This window comes from Halomonas sp. NO4 (assembly GCF_010994375.1).
Taxonomy (GTDB): Bacteria; Pseudomonadota; Gammaproteobacteria; order Pseudomonadales; family Halomonadaceae; genus Halomonas.
In genome coordinates this window covers 161,692-180,243 of sequence record NZ_WHMA01000004.1, presented here as the reverse complement: position 1 = coordinate 180,243, position 18,552 = coordinate 161,692, and the positions used below count along the sequence as shown (strand labels likewise).

The window sequence follows — 18,552 nt, the reverse complement described above, 5'->3', positions numbered from 1 at the left end:
GGGCCCCGCTGGGTTCCCGCGATCAATCACCGGTCGAACATTTCCAGAGGTAACTACCATGGCAGCGATCAGCGCCTCCCAGGTCAAGGAACTGCGCGAGCGTACCGGGCTCGGCATGATGGAGTGCAAGAAGGCACTCACCGAAGCCGGTGGTGACATCGAGGTCGCCATCGAGAACCTGCGCAAGAGCTCCGGTCTCAAGGCCGCCAAGAAGGCCGGCCGCACCGCCGCCGAAGGCGCCGTGGTGACCCGTGTCGCCGACGACGGCCGCTACGGCGTGGTGGTCGAGATCAACTCCGAGACCGACTTCGTCGCCCGCGACGACAACTTCAAGGCCTTCGCCGACAAGATTGCCGACGCCTTCTTCACCGCCAAGATCGAAGACGTGGCTGCGGTGATGGAGGGCGCGCTCGAGACCGCCCGCGAGCAGCTGGTGCAGAAGATCGGCGAGAACATCGGCGTGCGCCGTTGCGCCGTGGTTGAGGCGCCGGAAGGCGGCGTGGTGGGCGAGTACGTCCACGGCGGCCGTATCGGCGTGCTCACCGTGCTCAAGGGCGGTAATGCCGAGGTAGCCAAGGATGTCGCCATGCACGTGGCCGCCATCAACCCGGCCGTGGCACGTCCCGAGGACATGCCCCAGGAGAAGCTCGACGCCGAGAAGGCGATCATCCTGGCCCAGCCCGACATGGCCGGCAAGCCCGAGCAGATCGCCGAGAAGATGGTCCAGGGCCGCCTCAAGAAGTACCTGGCGGAAAACAGCCTGACCGAGCAGCCCTTCGTCAAGGATCCCAACCAGACGGTGGCCGAGTTCGCCAAGACCGCCGGTGGCGAGGTGGTTGGCTTCACCCGCTTCGAGGTGGGCGAGGGCATCGAGAAGGAAGAGGTCGACTTCGCCAAGGAAGTGATGGAACAGGCCGGCCGTAGCTGAGGTCTCAGATTCCAGCTCGAGAGGGGCGTGCGCGCGAGCGCACGCCTTCTCGTATCCGGCCGGCACGTCCACGGCCATTCCAACCTTGCCAACCCATTCGACGGTGATCCAGGAGACACCCATGCCCAGTGCCGATCGCAGTGACGTCCCGACTCGACCCGACGCCCCCCGCGCCGAGAAGTCGCGTGGCGAGAAGTCGAAGTACAAGCGCATCCTGCTCAAGCTCTCCGGCGAGGCGCTGACCGGCGACGCCGACTTCGGCATCGACCCCAAGGTGCTCGATCGCATGGCGCTGGAGATCGGGCAGCTGGTGGGCATCGGCGTCCAGGTCGGCATCGTCATCGGTGGCGGCAACCTGTTCCGCGGTGCAGCGCTGCACGAGGCGGGCATGGAGCGGGTGACCGGCGATCACATGGGGATGCTGGCCACGGTGATGAACGCCCTGGCCATGCGCGACGCCCTGGAGCGCTCCAACATTCGCTCGCGGGTGATGTCGGCGATTCCCATGAGCGGCGTGGTCGAGCACTACGACCGGCGCACGGCCATCCGCTACCTGACTTCGGGCGACGTCGTCCTGTTTTCCGCCGGTACCGGCAACCCCTTCTTCACCACCGACTCGGCGGCCTGTCTGCGCGGCATCGAGATCGACGCCGACGTGGTGGTCAAGGCCACCAAGGTGGACGGCGTCTACGACAAGGACCCGGTGAAGCACGCCGAGGCAGTGAAGTACGAACGGCTCACCTACGACGATGCCCTCGACCAGAAGCTCGGCGTCATGGATTTGACCGCCATCTGCCTGGTACGGGACCATGACATGCCGGTTCGCGTCTTCAACATGAACAAGCCCGGCGCCCTGCTGAACCTGGTGGTGGGCGGCAAGGAAGGCACCCTGATAGACAGAGGTTGACACCGTGATCGATGACATCAAGAAAGACGCCGAAACGCGCATGAAGAAGAGCCTCGACTCCCTTCATGCCAACTTCAACAAGATTCGCACCGGACGCGCCCACTCGAGCATCCTCGATGCGGTGACCGTGGAGTACTACGGCAGCCAGGTGCCGCTCAATCAGGTCGCCTCGATCAACGTCGAGGACGCCCGCACCCTCTCCGTGGTGCCCTGGGAGCAGAACATGGTGCCCAAGGTGGAGAAGGCGATCATCAGCTCCGACCTGGGTCTGAACCCGGCGAGCGCCGGCACCGTGATCCGCGTGCCCATGCCGATGCTCACCGAGGAGACGCGCAAGGGGTACATCAAGCAGGCGCGCAGCGAGGCGGAGCATGCCCGGGTGGCGGTGCGCAACGTGCGCCGTGACGCCAACGGCGACATCAAGGCGCTGCTCAAGGAGAAGGAGATCACCGAGGACGAGCAGCACCAGGGCGAGGAGATGATCCAGAAGCTCACCGACAAGTACATCGCCGAGATCGACCGCCTGCTGGAAGGCAAGGAACACGACCTGCTGCAGGTCTGAGCCACGCCGGGCCCGCCGCGGCCCGGCCCAGCCCACTCCCGCGATACGAGACACCATGACGTCAGCGCAGACCACAGCTTCCCGGGCACGGCCGGAGGGCGGCGTGCCGAAGCACGTGGCCATCATCATGGATGGCAACAACCGCTGGGCGAAGGCGCACGGTCTGTCCAGCGTGCGCGGCCACCGGGCCGGCGTCGAGGCGGTGCGCGCGGTGATCCGCCGGGCCGGCGAACGCGGGGTGGAGACGCTGACGCTGTTTGCCTTCTCCAGCGAAAACTGGCGCCGCCCCGAGGCCGAGGTGAGCGCTCTGATGGAGCTCTTCCTGCTGGCGCTCAAGCGCGAGGTGAGAAAGCTCCACGAGCACGGCATTCGCCTCTCCATCATCGGCGAGCGCAGCGGCTTCTCGCGCTCCATCCAGAAGCACATCGAACAGGCCGAGGCGCTGACCGCCGAGAACCGCGGCCTGCACCTGGTGATCGCCGCCAACTACGGCGGCCGCTGGGACATCGCCCGGGCGGCGCGGCGTCTGGCCGGCCGGGTCGCCACCGGCGAGCTGGCGGTGGAGACCATCGACGAGGCGGCCGTCGAGGGCGAACTCTGTCTTGGCGAGGTGCCGCCGGTCGACCTCTGCATCCGCACCAGCGGCGAGCAGCGCATCTCCAACTTCCTGCTGTGGCAGATGGCCTATGCCGAGTTCCATTTCACCACGACGCTGTGGCCGGACTTCGACGGCGCGGCCTTCGACGCCGCCCTCGACGACTTCCGTAGCCGCAAGCGGCGTTTCGGCAAGACCGACGAGCAGGTCGAGGACGACGATGCTTAAGCGGCGCGTCGTCACCGCCGCCTGGCTGGTGCCGCTCGCCCTGGGCGGGCTGTTCGGGCTCACCGGCGGAGCCTTTGCGCTGTTCACCGGTGCCATCGTGCTGCTCGCCGCCTGGGAGTGGACCAACCTCGCGGGAGTCACGGCGCAGCCCCGGCGCGGCCTGCTGCTTGCCGCCCTGGCGGGGCTGATGGCCCTGCTGTGGGCGAGCGGCGCCGCCCGCGCGACCTGGCCGCTGTGGCTGGGGGCGGCGGGCTGGCTGGTCAATCTCTTTTGGGTGACGCGCTATCCGATGCGCGTGGCCCAGTGGCAGTCGACCCCGCGGCGCCTGGCCATGGGCCTGTGGGTGCTCCTGCCCGCCTGGGTGGGGTTCAACGTGCTGCGCGACGCCGGCGGGGTCTGGCTGCTCTTCGTGCTGCTGCTCGTCTGGGGAGCCGATATCGGCGCCTACTTCAGCGGACGAGCCTGGGGACGGCGCAAGCTGGCGCCGGCGGTCAGCCCCGGCAAGAGCTGGGAGGGCGTGGCCGGCGGCCTGGCGGTGACGCTGGCCCTGGCCCTGGTGTTCGCTGCCTGGCAGGGGCTGGGCGTGGCGACCGGCGTGGCCCTGCTCGTCGTGACGGCGGTGGTGACGCTGGTCTCGGTGCTCGGCGACCTCCTGGAGAGCATGCTCAAGCGTCACCGCGGTATCAAGGACTCCAGCCAGCTGCTGCCCGGCCACGGCGGCGTGCTCGACCGCATCGACAGCCTCACCGCGGCGGTGCCGCTCTTCGCGCTACTCTCGCCGGGGGTGCTGTGACATGAGCGATGCGCACCAGCCTTCCCCCGCGCGCCGCCAGGCCGTCACGGTGCTGGGGGCCACCGGCTCCATCGGCACCAGTACCCTGGACGTGATCGCCCGTCACCCCGAGCGCTATCGCGTCCATGCCTTGACCGCCCACCGTTCCCGCGAGGCGCTGCTGGCGCAGTGCCGGGTGCACCGTCCCGCGGTGGCGGTGCTCGCAGCCGAGGCAGACGCCGCCTGGCTGCGCACCCAGCTTGCGGAGGCGGGGCTGGCCACCGAGGTGCGTGCCGGCACCGAGGCACTGGTCGAGGTGGCCGAGGCGGGCGAGGTCGAGGTGGTGATGGCATCCATCGTCGGTGCCGCGGGGCTGCTGCCCACGCTGGCCGCGGTGCGCGCGGGCAAGCGGGTGCTGCTGGCCAACAAGGAGGCGCTGGTGATGTCCGGCGCCCTCTTCATGGACGCCGTGGCACGCCACGGCGCCACCCTGTTGCCCATCGATTCCGAACATAACGCCATCTACCAGTGTCTACCCGTGGAGCATCGCGGGGGGCTGGCGCGCCACGGCGTCACCCAGCTGCTGCTGACCGCCTCGGGCGGCCCCTTCCGGGGCTGGAGCCCCGAGCGTCTGGCAGCGGTCACCCCGGAGCAGGCCTGCGCCCACCCCAACTGGAGCATGGGTCGCAAGATCTCGGTGGATAGCGCGACGCTGATGAACAAGGGGCTCGAACTGGTGGAGGCGTGCTGGCTCTTCGATGCCCGCCCGGAGCAGGTGCAGGTGGTGGTGCATCCGCAGAGCGTGATCCACTCCATGGCCGCCTACAGCGACGGCTCGGTGATCGCCCAGCTGGGCAACCCCGACATGCGCACGCCGATCGCCTACGGGCTGGCCTGGCCGGAACGCATCGAGGCGGGCGTCGAGGCACTCGACCTCTTCCAGGTGGCGCGGCTCGACTTCGAGGCGCCGGACGAGACGGCCTTTCCCTGCCTGCGCCTGGCGCGCGAGGCCATGGCCGCCGGCGGTACGGCGCCGGCGATGCTCAATGCCGCCAACGAGGTGGCGGTGGAGGCTTTCCTGGCCGGGCGGCTGGCCTTCACCGGCATCGGCGAGTTGGTGGCGCGCACCTGCGAGGCGCTGGCGGTGGAGTCGGCCGACGATCTGGGCACGGTGCTCGAGGCCGATGCCCGAGCCCGGCGCTGGGCGATGCGCCGGCTGGGCGGCGAATGAGGGCGAAGAGCCATGAGGCAAACGGAGCGAGGAGAGTGACTTGGGCCTGATCCAGAACGTGCTGGCCGTCATCGTGGTGCTGGGCCTGCTGATCACCTTCCATGAGTTTGGCCACTTCTGGGTGGCGCGGCGCTGCGGCGTCAAGGTGCTGCGCTTCTCGGTGGGCTTCGGCAAGCCGATCTGGTCGCGTCACGACCGCCACGGCACGGAGTTCGCGGTGGCCGCCATTCCGCTCGGCGGCTACGTCAAGATGCTCGACGAGCGCGAAGCACCGGTGCCGCCGGAGGAGCGCGACCGGGCGTTCAACCGCAAGTCGGTGTGGCAGCGCATCGCCATCGTGGCGGCGGGCCCGCTGGCCAACTTCCTGCTCGCCATCGTCGTCTACTGGGCGCTGTTCGTGGCCGGGACCACGGCGGTGGCCCCGGTGATCGGCAGCGTCGACGCCGAGTCGCCGGCGGCCCGCGCGGGGCTCTCCGGAGGCGAGGAAATCGTCGCCGTGCGCGGCGAGCAGGTGCGCTCCTGGGACGAGATCAACCTCAAGCTGGTGGCGGCGATCGGCGCCAGCGGCGAGCTCAGCCTGCAGGCGCGCGACGAGCCCGCCGCCGAGTCGCGCCAGTATCGCCTGCCGGTGGAGAACTACCTGGTGCGCCAGGACCCGCCGCGCCCGCTGACCACCTTGGGCATCGTGCCCTGGCAGCCCGACATCCCCGCGGTGCTCGGCCAGGTGGTGGAGGGCGAGGCAGCCGCCCGGGCGGGGCTCGAGCCGGGCGACGAGGTGCTCACCGTCAATGGCGAGCCGGTGAGTGATTGGATGGACTTCGTGAACCGCGTGCGGGGTAGCCCCGGCGAAACCCTGGCTCTGGAGGTGGCGCGTGACGGCGAGCGTCGCGAGATGAGCCTCACGCCCGGGTCGCGGGAGGTGGAAGGCGCCACCACGATCGGCTATGTCGGCGCCGGCGTGGAGCCGGTGGAGTGGCCCGCCGAGTACCGCCGCGAGATCCGCTACGGCCCGGTAGCCGCCGTCGGCCAGGCCGTGGGTCGCACCGGCGAGATGACGCTGTTGACCCTGGACGCGATTCGCAAGATGCTGGTGGGTCTGATCTCGCCATCGAACCTGTCGGGCCCCATCACCATCGCCCAGGTGGCCGGGGATACGGCACGCAGCGGCCTGGAAAGCTTCGTCAGCTTCCTGGCTTACCTGTCGATCAGCCTGGGCGTGCTCAATCTGCTGCCCATTCCGGTGCTCGACGGCGGGCACCTGCTTTACTATTTCGTCGAGGTGTTGCGCGGGCGTCCGGTCTCCGAACGGACCCAGGCCGTGGGCCTGCGCATCGGCCTGGCACTAGTCATCACCCTGATGGTGATGGCGCTCTATTTCGATCTGATGCGGCTCTGGTAGCGAGCGACTCCCCCGTCGGGGGCACAGGGAGGTGGTGCCGACGCCCACCTTGTCAGTCACCCGCACAAATGTATAAGGTGCCTGTTCTGGACTGGCAGGCGGAACAACGCGAGCGAAGCGACTGCATGAACATCAAGAACCTTGGACTGGCGGCACTGCTGCTGGCCGGTGCGCAGGCCGCGCTGGCCCAATCCTTCGAAGTTTCCGATATCCGGGTGGAGGGCCTGCAGCGCGTTTCACCGGACTCCGTCTTCAACGCTTTCCCTGTCAGTGCCAGTGACCGGGTCGATGAGCGGGAACTGGCCGAGGCGGCCCGTCGCCTCTTCGAGACCGGCCTGTTCGAGGACATCCAGCTCGCTCGCGAGGGTGATGTGCTGGTCATCCAGGTGGTCGAGCGTCCCACCATCTCGCGGCTGAACATCAGCGGCAATCGCCAGATCGAGGACGAGCAGCTGCGCCAGGGCCTGCGTGAGGCGGGCCTCGCCGAAGGGCAGGTGCTGCAGCTCTCCACCCTGGAGGAGATCCAGCGCGAGCTGGAGGGCGTCTACCAGGCACAGGGCCGCTACAGTGCCCGCATCGATGCCCAGGTGCGCGAGATCGACGAGGGACGGGTGCAGGTCGATATCGACATCGACGAGGGCGAGGTCGCCAAGATCCGCCAGATCAACATCGTGGGCAATCGCGACTTCGACGACGAGACGCTCCGCGAGGTCTTCGAGCTCGAAGACAGGCCGGGCTGGCTGTTCGGCTGGTTCTCCAGCGACGAGTACTCCCGCGAGGCCTTGGCCGGCGACCTGGAGCGGCTGCGCTCCTACTATCTCGACCGCGGCTACGTCAATTTCAGCATCGACTCCACCCAGGTCTCGATCAGTCCCGACAAGTCGCAGATCTTCGTCACCGTCAACGTCGCCGAGGGAAGCCAGTACCGCCTGGGTGACATCCGCTTCCAGGGGGATCTGCACATCAGCGAGAGCGAGGCGCGCGACCTGCTCACCGTGGAGCGCGGCGAGATCTTCTCGCGCAGCGACGTCACCGCCTCCACCGAGGCGCTGCGTTCGCGCCTGGGCGCCGAGGGTTTCGCCTTCGCCAACGTCGAGGGCGTGCCCGAGCCGGGTGGCGATGCCAGCACTGTGGATCTGGTCTTCCGGGTCGAGCCGGGTCGCCGTGCCTACGTGCGGCGTATCGAGTTCGTCGGCAACACCACCACCCAGGACGAGGTGCTGCGACGCGAGATGATCCAGATGGAGGGGGCGCCGGCCTCCACCGAATCGATCAGCCAGTCGCGTCAGCGCCTCGAGCGGCTCGGCTTCTTCCGCCAGGTGGAAGTCGAGACCCAGCCGGTGCCCGGTGAGCCCGACATGCTTGACGTCACCTATTCGGTGGAGGAGCAGCCCTCGGGGTCCATCTCGGCGAGTATCGGCTACTCCCAGAGTGCCGGCGTCATCTACGGCGCGGCCCTGTCGCAGAACAACTTCCTCGGCACGGGCAACCGCGTCAACGTGGGTGCCCAGCGCAGCGACACCTTCACCAATCTCAACTTCGGCTTCACCGACCCCTACTGGACCCTCGACGGCATCTCGCGCGGCTACAACCTCTACTACCGCGAGACCGACTACGAGGACTCCGACATCTCCACCTACTCCACCGATGCCTATGGTGGCGGCATCAACTTCGGCTATCCGGTCAGCGAGCTGTCGCGTCTCAACTTCGGGGTCGGCGTCGAGGACCTGACGATCAAGACCTACAGCGATACCGCTCAGGAGATTCGCAGGTACGTCGATGACCAGAGCGCCGATGCCCAGAGCCTCAAGCTCACCGCCAGCTGGACGCGCAACGACCTCAACCGCGGCATCATGCCCACCGCCGGCAACTACCAGCGCGTCTCGCTGGAAACGGCGGCGCCGGGCAGCGACGCCGACTACTACAAGCTGCGCGCCCGGGCCCAGCAGCTCTTCCCGCTCAACGAGGAGCAGACCTGGGCGCTGAAGTTCGGCACCACCCTGGGCTACGCCGACAGCATCGGCAACGACCCTTATCCGTTCTACGAGAACTTCTACGCCGGCGGGCTCGGCTCGGTGCGTGGCTTCACCGGCAACACCCTGGGGCAGCCCACCACGCCGCCCGAAGGCGCGACCCGCGACCGTACCCTGGGGGGCAACGTGCTGGTGGAGGGCAGCGCCGAGCTGCTCTTCCCGCTGCCCTTCGTGGAGGATCAGCGCTCGCTGCAGACCGGGTTCTTCCTGGATGCCGGCAACACCTTCCTGACGGAGTGCTACCCCATTCAAAGCGGCAGTTCGGATTGCTCATCGGGGGTCGACTTCGGCGAGCTGCGCTACAGTGCCGGTGTGGGACTCTCCTGGCTGACCCCGGTGGGGCCGCTGACCTTCAGCGTGGCCGAGCCGCTCAACGACGAGAGCGGCGACGATACCCAGGTGTTCCAGTTCTCGCTGGGCCAGACCTTCTGACCGCCTTTCTTCGAGGAAACCCTTATGCGCAACGTGACCGCCGCCCTCTGCCTTGGCCTGCTCAGCAGCCTACCGCTCGCGGCCCAGGCCGCCGAGGTGGCCCTGCTGGACTGGCGCACCGCCCTGATGGAGTCGAACGCCGCGCAGCGCTCCATGGGCGATCTCGAAAGCCGGATCGGCGGCCAGCAGCAGGAAGCCGAGTCGCTGGGACAGGAGCTTTCGCAGCTGCAGCAGCGTCTGCAGCAGGAGGGGGACAGCATGGCGGAGAGCGAACGCCAGGCGCTGGTCCAGGAGTTCCAGCAGAAGGGCAGCCGCTTCGAGCAGCTGCGTGGTGAGATCATGCAGGCCCAGCAGCAGGCCGAACAGCAGTTCCTGCAGGAGGCGGAGCCCAAGCTGCAGCAGGCCGTGGACCAGGTGATCACTCGCCACAGTGTCGAGGTGCTGGTGGAGCCCCAGGGCGTGTTGCACTCCGAGGTCGACCTGCCCGATCTCACCTCGGAAGTGACCGAGATTCTCAACACGCTCTACTGATTTTGGCGACGCCGTGCGTCGCCCCTTGCTTCCCCCAGGCCCCCATGACTCCAACCGACTCTCCGTGCTTCACCCTGGATGTGCTCGCCGAACGCCTCGGCGCGCGCCTTCAGGGGGACGGTGCACGACGGGTGAGCGGGCTGGCTACCTTGAAGGACGCCGGTCCCGAGCACGTCGCCTTCCTCGCGAATGCCGCCTACCTCAAGGACCTCGCCGCCACCCGGGCGGCGGCGGTGCTGATCCAGCCCGAGCACGCCGAGGCCTGTCCCGTGCCCCGGCTGGTGCTGGACAATCCCTACCTGGGCTACGCGCAGCTCTCGCAACTGTTCGACCCCTTCCTGGCGCGCCCGACCGGTGGGATTCATCCCGCCGCCGTGGTGGCTGACGATGCCCAGCTGGGCGAGCGCGTCGAGGTCGGTCCCCATGCGGTGGTCGAAAGCGGTGTGATCCTCGACGACGAGGTGGTGGTCGGGCCCGGTTGCGTGGTGGAGGCCGGGGCGCGTATCGGGGCCGGCTCCCGGCTGCATGCCAATGTCACCGTGTGCCGTGGCGCGGTGATCGGCGCGCGCGCCATCCTGCACAGCGGCTGCGTGATCGGCGGCGACGGCTTCGGTTTCGCCCACGACGGGGCGCGCTGGCACAAGATTGCCCAGCTCGGCGGCGTGGTGCTGGGTGATGACGTCGAGGTGGGCAGCTGCTCGAGCATCGATCGCGGGGCGCTCGACGACACCGTGATCGGCAGCGGCGTCAAGATCGACAGCCAGGTGCAGATCGCCCACAACGTGCGCATCGGCGATCATAGCGCCCTGGCCGGCTGCGTGGGCATTGCCGGCTCCACGCGGGTCGGCAAGCACTGCATGCTGGGCGGTGGCGTGGGGCTCTCCGGCCACCTCACCATCTGCGACGGGGTTCATGTCACCGGCATGAGCCTGGTCACCAACTCCATCGACGAGCCGGGCATCTACTCCTCCGGCACCGGGGCCATGCCCAATGCCCAGTGGCGCAAGAACGCCGTGCGCTTCAAGCAGCTCGACGACATCGCTCGGCGCCTGGCCCGCCTCGAGAAGCGTGACCGCAACGCTTGAGTGCCGCCTTGGCGACGCTATAATCCTTCGCCCGTCTGCCCCGGGCCCCGGTGCTGTCCGCCGGAAAGGCGGGGCCCTCGGGAAGCCGGCAACGCCACCGCGGCCGCCGGCCTCACCCCTACATTTCAGAGGTCGCTACGATGGTAATGGACATCAACGAGATTCGTGAGTACCTGCCGCACCGCTACCCCTTTCTGCTGGTGGATCGGGTCACGGAGCTGGCACTCGGCGAATCCATCGTTGCCTACAAGCACGTCAGCATCAACGAGCCGTTCTTCAACGGTCACTTTCCGCACCACCCCATCATGCCCGGCGTGCTGGTGATCGAGGCCCTGGCCCAGGCGTGCGGTATCCTCGGTTTCAAGACCGTCAACAAGCTGCCCGCCGACGGCTATGTCTACTACCTGGTGGGCAGCGACAACGTCCGCTTCAAGCGCCCGGTGATGCCCGGCGACCGCCTGGTGCTGGAAGCGAAGGTCGAACGTGAGAAGCGCGGCATCTGGAAGTTCGCTTGTCGTGCTACCGTGGACGGGGAGCTGGCCTGCGAGGCCGACATCATCTGTGCCGAGAGGAAAGTCGCTTGATTCATCCCACTGCCATCGTCGATCCCGGGGCTCGACTGGCCGAGAACGTCGAGGTCGGGCCCTTCACGGTGATCGGGCCCGACGTCGCGGTCGGGCCCGACTCGCGCATCGGTCCGCACGTGGTGATCAAGGGACCCACCGTGCTGGGGGCGCGCACCCGTATCTTCCAGTTCGCCTCCGTGGGCGAGGACTGCCAGGACAAGAAGTACGCCGGCGAGCCGACCCGCCTGGTAATGGGCGACGACAACGTCATCCGCGAGGGGGTGACCCTGCATCGCGGCACTGCCCAGGACCGCGGCGAGACCACCATCGGCTCGCGCAACCTCTTCATGGCCTATGTCCACGTGGGCCACGACTGCGTGATCGGCAACGACTGCATCCTGGCCAACCAGGCTACACTGGCCGGCCATGTCACCCTCGGTGATTTCGCGATCCTGGGCGGCCTCTCCGCGGTGCACCAGTTCTGCCACTTCGGCACCCATGCCATGGCCGGCGGCGGCTCGATCATCACCAAGGACACTCCCTCCTACGTGATGATCAACGGCAATCCGGCCCAGCCCCACGGCCTCAACCTGGTGGGGCTCAAGCGGCGCGGCTTCTCCAAGGAGGCGACCCGTGCCCTGGTCGAGGCCTACAAGCTGGTCTATCGCCAGGGGCTCACCGTGGAGCAGGCGCTCACCGAGATTCGCTCGCGCTACCGGCTGCCCGAGACCGAGACCTTCGCCGCCTCCATCGAGATATCGACCCGCGGCATCGTGCGCTGACCATGGCCGGCACGCCGCTCAAGGTCTACCTGGTCGCCGGTGAGCTCTCCGGCGATCGTCTCGGCGCCGGGCTGATGCGGACGCTCAAGACGCGCCATCCCGCGGTCGAATTCCGCGGCATCGGCGGGGAGCGCATGCTCGCGGAAGGCATCGACAGCCGCTTTCCGCTGGAAACGCTCTCGGTGATGGGGCTGGTGGAGGTGCTCAGGCACCTGCCGCGCCTCATCGGAGTGCGCCGCACCCTGCGCCGCGACGCCCTGGCCTGGCAGCCCGATATCATGGTCGGTATCGATGCCCCGGACTTCAACCTGGGTCTGGAGCGCCAACTGCGCGAAGCCGGCATCCCCACCGCTCACTACGTCAGCCCCTCCGTGTGGGCCTGGCGCCAGGGACGGGTCAAGAGCATCGCCCGCGCCGTGGATGCCATGCTCACCTTCCTGCCCTTCGAGGCGGCCTTCTATGCGCGACATCGCGTACCGGTGGCCTTTGTGGGTCACCCGCTGGCCGACGAGCTGCCCCTGGAGAACGACCGCGCGGCGGCGCGTGCCGCCCTGGCGCTGCCTCGCGACGCCGAGGTGCTGGCCGTGCTGCCCGGCTCGCGGGCCAGCGAGATTCGCTTCATGGGCGCGGCTTTCCTCGAGGTGGCCGCCAGGCTGTGTCGTCAGCGCCCCGCGCTGCAGGTGGTGATTCCGGCGGCCACGCCGCAGCGCCGGGAGGAGCTGGATGCCCTATTGGCCAGCCACCCCGACCTGGGCGGGCGCGTGACCCTGCGCGACGGTCAGGCCCACGAGGCCATGGTGGCAAGCGACATGGTCCTGCTCACCTCGGGCACGGCGGCGCTGGAGGCGATGCTTTGCCACCGTCCCATGCTGGTGGCCTACCGCATGGCCCCGGCCACCCACTGGCTGGCCCGGCGACTGGTCAAGACCGAGTGGATCTCGCTGCCCAACCTGATCGCCCGCGAGACGCTGGTGCCGGAGCTGATTCAGGACGCTGCCAGCGTCGAGGCGATCACTGCGCGGCTCGCCGCCCTGCTCGACGACAGTGCGGAGCGCGCCGCCCTGGAAGCGCGCTTCGCCGAGATGCACGCGACGCTGCAGCGCGATGCCAGCCGCCGCGCCTGCGAGGCCATCGAGGCACTGGTGGAGGGGCGCCCTCTGCCGGCCAGTGTCACCCCCGAGGGGATCGAGGAGGTGACATCGTGAAGGGGAGAGAGCAAGGGAGAGAGCAAGGGAGAGAGAAAGGGGCGACCGGGCTGCCGCCGCTGGTGGTCGACTATCGGGGCGAGCGGCTGGCCGGCGTCGACGAGGTGGGCCGCGGCCCCCTGGTAGGCAGCGTGGTGGCGGCAGCGGTGATCCTCGACCCGGTGCGGCCCATTCAGGGGCTGACCGACTCCAAGGCGCTCTCGGCGCGGCGCCGCGAAGCGCTGGACGCCGAGATCCGCGAGCGAGCGCTCGCCTTCGCCGTGGGCGAGGCCACGCCCGCCGAGATCGACGACCTCAACATCTACCACGCCACCCACCTGGCCATGCGCCGCGCCATCGATGCCCTGTCGCCGGCCGCCGAATACCTGCTGGTGGACGGCAATCGGCTGCCCGGGCATCATGTCCCCGGCCAGGCGGTGGTCAAGGGCGATGCCCGCCATCCGGCCATCGCCGCAGCCTCGATTCTCGCCAAGGTAGCCCGCGACGCCCAGATGGTGGCGCTGGATAGCCGACATCCCGACTACGGCTTCGCCCGCCACAAGGGCTATCCGACGCCTGAGCACTTGGCCGCCCTGGTGCGCCTGGGGCCGCTGGCCGAGCACCGTCGCTCTTTTGGTCCGGTCAGGCGCCAGCTGGCATTGTTTTGAACCACCCATCCCCCGAGTCCGCCATGACCACGCCCTTCGTTCATCTTCGCGTCCATACCGAATACTCCCTGGTCGACGGCCTGGTGCGTCTCAAGCCCCTGGTCCAGGCCACCGCCGAGCAGGGCATGCCGGCGCTGGCGATGACCGACGAGGCCAACCTCTTCGGCCTGGTGAAGTTCTACAAGAGCGTCCAGGGCGCCGGGCTCAAGCCGGTCATCGGCGCCGACCTGTGGCTGACCAATCCCCACGACGCCTCGCACCCCTACCGCTTGACCCTGCTCGCCATGAACGAGACGGGCTATCGCAACCTCACCGAGTTGCTTTCGCGCGGCTGGGTGGAGGGGCAGCAGCAGGGGCGCGCCCTGCTCGACAAGGCCTGGGTGCTGACCCAGAGCGAGGGGCTGATCGCTCTCTCCGGGGGGCGCGAGGGCGAGATCGGTCGCCACCTGCTCAGTGACCTCCGTGAGGAAGCGCGGGTGCTGCTCGACGAATGGCGCACCGCCTTCCCGGGGCGTTTCTACCTGGAGCTGACCCGCACCGGCCGGCCGCTGGAAGAGGAGTGCGTGCACCTCTCGGTGGAACTGGCCGTGGCTACCGGCACTCCGGTGGTGGCCACCAACGACGTGCGCTTCCTCACCCGGGACGACTACTGGGCCCACGAGACACGGGTGTCCATTGGCGAGGGCAAGGCGCTCGACGACCCGCGTCGCGAAAAGAAGTACTCCGAGGAGCAGTACCTCAAGAGCCCGGCGGAAATGGCCGAGCTCTTCTCGGACATTCCCGAGGCACTCGAGAACAGCGTGATGATCGCGGCGCGTTGCAACGTCGACGTGCGCCTGGGCGAGATCTTCCTGCCGGAATTCGCGATCCCCGAGGGCATGACCCAGGACGAGTTCTTTCGGCAGATCTCCCACGACGGCCTCACCGAGCGCCTCGAGTTCCTCTATCCGGCGGATCAGTACCCGCGCGATGGCGACGAGTACCAGGCCATCGATCGGCGCTACCGGAAGCGGCTCGACTTCGAGCTCAATATCATCATCCAGATGGGCTTCCCCGGCTATTTCCTGATCGTGATGGACTTCATCCAGTGGGCCAAGGACAACGACGTCCCCGTCGGCCCCGGTCGCGGCTCCGGCGCCGGCTCGCTGGTCGCCTACGCCCAGAAGATCACCGACCTCGACCCCATCGGTTACGACCTGCTGTTCGAGCGTTTCCTCAACCCCGAGCGGGTCTCCATGCCCGACTTCGACGTCGACTTCTGCATGGAGAAACGCGACCGGGTGATCGACTACGTGGCCGAGCGCTACGGCCGCGACGCCGTCTCGCAGATCGTCACCTTCGGGACCATGGCCGCCAAGGCGGTGGTGCGCGACGTGGCCCGCGCCCAGGGCAAGCCCTATTCGCTCGGCGACAAGCTCTCCAAGCTGATTCCCTTCGAGGTGGGCATGACGCTCGCCAAGGCGCTGGAGGCCGAGCCGGCGCTCAAGGAATTCCTCGAGGCCGACGAGGAGGCCGCCGAGATCTGGGAGATGGCGGTCAAGCTCGAGGGCATCACCCGCGGTACCGGCAAGCACGCCGGGGGCGTGGTGATCGCGCCCACCAAGCTCACCGACTTCGCACCGCTGCTCTGCGACGAGGATGGCGCGGGCCTGGTGGTGCAGTTCGACAAGAACGACATCGAGGAAGCGGGCCTGGTCAAGTTCGACTTCCTGGGCCTGCGCACCCTGACCATCATCGACTGGGCGCTGGAGATGGTCGACAAGGTGCGCGCCGCCGAGGGCGAGGGGGCGCTGGATATCGACACCATCCCGCTCGACGATGCCCCCACCTTCGAGATGCTCAAGCGCGCCGAGACCACGGCGGTGTTCCAGCTCGAGTCGCGCGGCATGAAGGAGCTGATCAAGCGCCTGTTGCCCGACTCGCTGGAGGACATGATCGCGCTGGTCGCGCTGTTCCGCCCCGGGCCGCTGCAGTCGGGCATGGTCGACGACTTCATCAACCGCAAGCACGGTCGTGCGGAGATCTCCTACCCGCACCCCGACTACCAGCACGAGCTCCTGAAGCCGGTGCTCGAGCCCACCTACGGCATCATCCTCTACCAGGAGCAGGTGATGCAGATCGCCCAGGTGATGGCCGGCTACAGCCTCGGCCAGGCCGACCTGCTGCGCCGCGCCATGGGCAAGAAGAAACCCGAGGAGATGGCCAAGCAGCGCGTGGGGTTCCTGGAGGGGTGCGAGGCCAACGGCATCGATGCGGAGCTGGCGGGCAACATCTTCGACCTGGTGGAGAAGTTCGCCGGCTACGGCTTCAACAAGTCCCACTCGGCGGCCTATGCGCTGGTCTCCTACCAGACAGCCTGGCTCAAGGCGCACTACCCGGGCCCCTTCATGGCCGCGGTGATGTCCACCGAGATGGACAACCTCGACAAGGTGGTGCCGCTGATCGAGGAGTGTCGGCACCTCGGCCTCACCGTGACCCCGCCGGACGTCAACGTGGGCGGCTACAAGTTCACCGTGGACACCGAGGGGCGGGTGGTCTACGGCCTGGGCGCCATTCGCGGGGTGGGCGAGGGGCCCATCGGTGCCATCGTCGAGGCCCGCGAGGCCGAGGGTCCCTTCAGCGACCTCTTCGATTTCTGCCGGCGCATCGACCCCAGGCGCATGAACAAGCGCACCCTGGAGGCGCTGATCCGTTCCGGTGCCCTCGACAACCTGGGGCCGAGTCGCGCGGTGCTCACCGCCGCCCTGGATGACGCCCTGCGTGCGGCCGCCCAGACCCAGACCAACCAGAACCTGGGCATGATGGACATGTTCGGCGAGGCTTTCGTCGAGGAGGACGAAGCGAGCGACCCCTACGCCGAGCACCGACGGGTGCGCGAGTGGAGCGACAAGGAGCGTCTCGCCGGCGAGAAGGAGACCCTCGGCCTCTACCTTACCGGCCACCCCATCGACGAGTACGAGGGGGAACTGGCGCGCTTCGTCGCCACGCGCATCAGCGACCTCAAGCCATCCCGGGAGCCGCAGCGCGTGGCCGGCCTGGTAGTTGGCCTGCGCACCATGAAGTCCCGGCGCGGCGACACCATGGCCTTCGTCACCCTGGACGACCGCACCGGGCGCATCGAGGCGTCGCTGTTCGGCGAGCTGTTCGATCAACTGCGTGGCCAGATCGAGGCCGACCAGGTGCTGATCGTCGAGGGTGAGGTGTCGACGGACGACTACTCCGGCGGGCTGCGCCTGCGCGGCAAGGAGGTCACCCCCATGGTGGCGGCGCGCACCCGCTACGGCGAGGCGGTGGAGCTGTCGCTGGACGGCGCGCGCGCCAACGGCCGCCTGGTGGAGAGCCTGCAGGCGAGCCTCGCCCCCTACTGCGATGCCGAGGGTCTGCCGGTGCGCCTGCGCTACCGCAATGCCGAGGCGACAGGCTGGCTCGAGCTCGACGCTGCCTGGCGGGTCGCCCCCACCGACGAGTTGCTCACCGGGCTGCGCGACGTCGAGGGGCAGGACGGCGTGCGGCTGAAGTATCGCTAGTGGGGAGGGAGGCCTGTCCCCGGCGCCTCTCGACCAGCGGCAACACATCATGCCCTGCCTTGCGTGGCGCGTTGAGGGTGCGATAATGCCTGCCACTTCCATTTTTCGCGCCGCCCGGTCCGGTACGCGCCGGGCGGTGAAACACCACAAGGCATCCTGCCAATGAACCCCAACTATCTCGATTTCGAACAGCCCATCGCCGAACTCCAGGCCAAGATCGAGGAGCTGCGCCTGGTCGGCAACGACAGCCAGGTCAATCTCAGCGACGAGATCGGCCGGCTCGAGGAGAAGAGCCGCAAGCTCACCGAATCGATCTTCAAGGATCTCTCCCCCTGGCAGGTCTCGCAGCTGTCGCGCCATCCTCAGCGCCCCTACACCCTCGACTACCTGGGGCACGTCTTCACCGACTTCGACGAGCTGCACGGCGACCGGCGCTTCGCCGACGACGCCGCCATCGTCGGCGGCGTGGCGCGCCTCGACGACCGTCCGGTGATGGTCATCGGCCACCAGAAGGGGCGCGAGGTGAAGGAGAAGGTACGCCGCAACTTCGGCATGCCGCGCCCCGAGGGCTACCGCAAGGCGTGCCGCCTGATGGAGATGGCCGAACGCTTCAAGATGCCGGTGCTCACCTTCATCGACACCCCCGGGGCCTATCCCGGAATCGACGCCGAGGAGCGCGGCCAGAGCGAGGCGATCGCCTACAACCTGGCCGTGATGTCGCGGCTCAAGACGCCCATCATCGCCACCGTGGTGGGCGAGGGCGGCTCCGGCGGGGCGCTCGCCATCGGCGTGTGCGACGAACTGGCCATGCTCCAGTACTCCACCTATTCGGTGATCTCGCCGGAGGGCTGCGCCTCCATCCTGTGGAAGAGCGCCGAGAAGGCCGCCGAGGCGGCCCAGGCCATGGGCATCACCGCCGAGCGCCTGAAGGAGCTGGGCCTGGTCGACACCCTGATTCCCGAACCCCTGGGCGGTGCCCATCGGCATCCGCAAACCACCGCCGAGCGCATCAAGGAGGCCTTGCAGGGCAGCCTCGAGCGCCTCGACGCCCTGGATGTCGATACCCTACTGGCGCGGCGGTATGAGAAGCTGATGAGCTTTGGCGCCCCCGCCTGATTCGCC

At 68.2% G+C, this 18,552-nt stretch carries 16 protein-coding genes; all 16 read left to right on the top strand.

What is annotated here, in order from left to right:
- Positions 1 to 58 precede the first annotated feature (58 nt).
- The gene (gene tsf / locus FEF15_RS05295; RefSeq protein ID WP_163558108.1) at positions 59 to 928 is read left to right on the top strand and encodes a translation elongation factor Ts; all 870 of its coding nucleotides are present in this window, start codon (positions 59 to 61) and stop codon (positions 926 to 928) included.
- A 121-nt stretch (positions 929 to 1,049) separates the two neighbouring features.
- The gene (gene pyrH, locus FEF15_RS05290; protein WP_163558107.1) at positions 1,050 to 1,835 is read left to right on the top strand and encodes a UMP kinase; all 786 of its coding nucleotides are present in this window, start codon (positions 1,050 to 1,052) and stop codon (positions 1,833 to 1,835) included.
- 4 nt (positions 1,836 to 1,839) lie between these two features.
- Complete coding sequence (gene frr / locus FEF15_RS05285; RefSeq protein WP_163558106.1) at positions 1,840 to 2,397, top strand: ribosome recycling factor; 558 nt, start codon at positions 1,840 to 1,842, stop codon at positions 2,395 to 2,397.
- 55 nt (positions 2,398 to 2,452) lie between these two features.
- On the top strand, positions 2,453 to 3,220 hold the full coding sequence (uppS, locus tag FEF15_RS05280; RefSeq protein WP_163558105.1) for a polyprenyl diphosphate synthase: 768 nt from the start codon (positions 2,453 to 2,455) through the stop codon (positions 3,218 to 3,220).
- Complete coding sequence (locus tag FEF15_RS05275) at positions 3,213 to 4,013, top strand: phosphatidate cytidylyltransferase (RefSeq protein ID WP_163558104.1); 801 nt, start codon at positions 3,213 to 3,215, stop codon at positions 4,011 to 4,013. Before uppS ends, FEF15_RS05275 begins: the two co-directional genes overlap by 8 nt.
- A gap of 1 nt (position 4,014) precedes the next feature.
- Entirely contained in the window at positions 4,015 to 5,223 is a 1,209-nt protein-coding gene (ispC, locus tag FEF15_RS05270; protein WP_163558103.1) for a 1-deoxy-D-xylulose-5-phosphate reductoisomerase, read from the top strand.
- A gap of 40 nt (positions 5,224 to 5,263) precedes the next feature.
- A complete protein-coding gene (gene rseP, locus FEF15_RS05265; RefSeq protein ID WP_163558102.1) occupies positions 5,264 to 6,622 on the top strand; it encodes a sigma E protease regulator RseP in 1,359 nt (452 codons plus the stop codon).
- Between the two features lie 125 nt (positions 6,623 to 6,747).
- Complete coding sequence (gene bamA, locus FEF15_RS05260) at positions 6,748 to 9,087, top strand: outer membrane protein assembly factor BamA (protein ID WP_240454075.1); 2,340 nt, start codon at positions 6,748 to 6,750, stop codon at positions 9,085 to 9,087.
- 24 nt (positions 9,088 to 9,111) lie between these two features.
- Positions 9,112 to 9,618: an OmpH family outer membrane protein gene (locus tag FEF15_RS05255; protein ID WP_163558101.1), complete on the top strand. Its 507-nt coding sequence runs from the start codon at positions 9,112 to 9,114 to the stop codon at positions 9,616 to 9,618.
- A 44-nt stretch (positions 9,619 to 9,662) separates the two neighbouring features.
- Positions 9,663 to 10,703, top strand: coding sequence for a UDP-3-O-(3-hydroxymyristoyl)glucosamine N-acyltransferase (lpxD, locus tag FEF15_RS05250; RefSeq protein WP_163558100.1), 1,041 nt, complete (start codon positions 9,663 to 9,665; stop codon positions 10,701 to 10,703).
- A 140-nt stretch (positions 10,704 to 10,843) separates the two neighbouring features.
- The gene (fabZ, locus tag FEF15_RS05245) at positions 10,844 to 11,287 is read left to right on the top strand and encodes a 3-hydroxyacyl-ACP dehydratase FabZ (protein WP_163558099.1); all 444 of its coding nucleotides are present in this window, start codon (positions 10,844 to 10,846) and stop codon (positions 11,285 to 11,287) included.
- Positions 11,284 to 12,051, top strand: coding sequence for an acyl-ACP--UDP-N-acetylglucosamine O-acyltransferase (gene lpxA / locus FEF15_RS05240; RefSeq protein ID WP_163558098.1), 768 nt, complete (start codon positions 11,284 to 11,286; stop codon positions 12,049 to 12,051). Before fabZ ends, lpxA begins: the two co-directional genes overlap by 4 nt.
- Before the next feature lie 2 nt (positions 12,052 to 12,053).
- Entirely contained in the window at positions 12,054 to 13,256 is a 1,203-nt protein-coding gene (gene lpxB / locus FEF15_RS05235) for a lipid-A-disaccharide synthase (protein WP_163558097.1), read from the top strand.
- 50 nt (positions 13,257 to 13,306) lie between these two features.
- Positions 13,307 to 13,903 carry a ribonuclease HII gene (gene rnhB, locus FEF15_RS05230; RefSeq protein WP_163558180.1) on the top strand — a complete coding sequence of 199 codons (597 nt, stop codon included), beginning with the start codon at positions 13,307 to 13,309 and terminating at the stop codon, positions 13,901 to 13,903.
- 23 nt (positions 13,904 to 13,926) lie between these two features.
- Positions 13,927 to 17,430, top strand: coding sequence for a DNA polymerase III subunit alpha (gene dnaE, locus FEF15_RS05225; RefSeq protein ID WP_163558096.1), 3,504 nt, complete (start codon positions 13,927 to 13,929; stop codon positions 17,428 to 17,430).
- Between the two features lie 162 nt (positions 17,431 to 17,592).
- Positions 17,593 to 18,546: an acetyl-CoA carboxylase carboxyl transferase subunit alpha gene (accA, locus tag FEF15_RS05220; RefSeq protein ID WP_163558095.1), complete on the top strand. Its 954-nt coding sequence runs from the start codon at positions 17,593 to 17,595 to the stop codon at positions 18,544 to 18,546.
- Positions 18,547 to 18,552 lie beyond the last annotated feature (6 nt).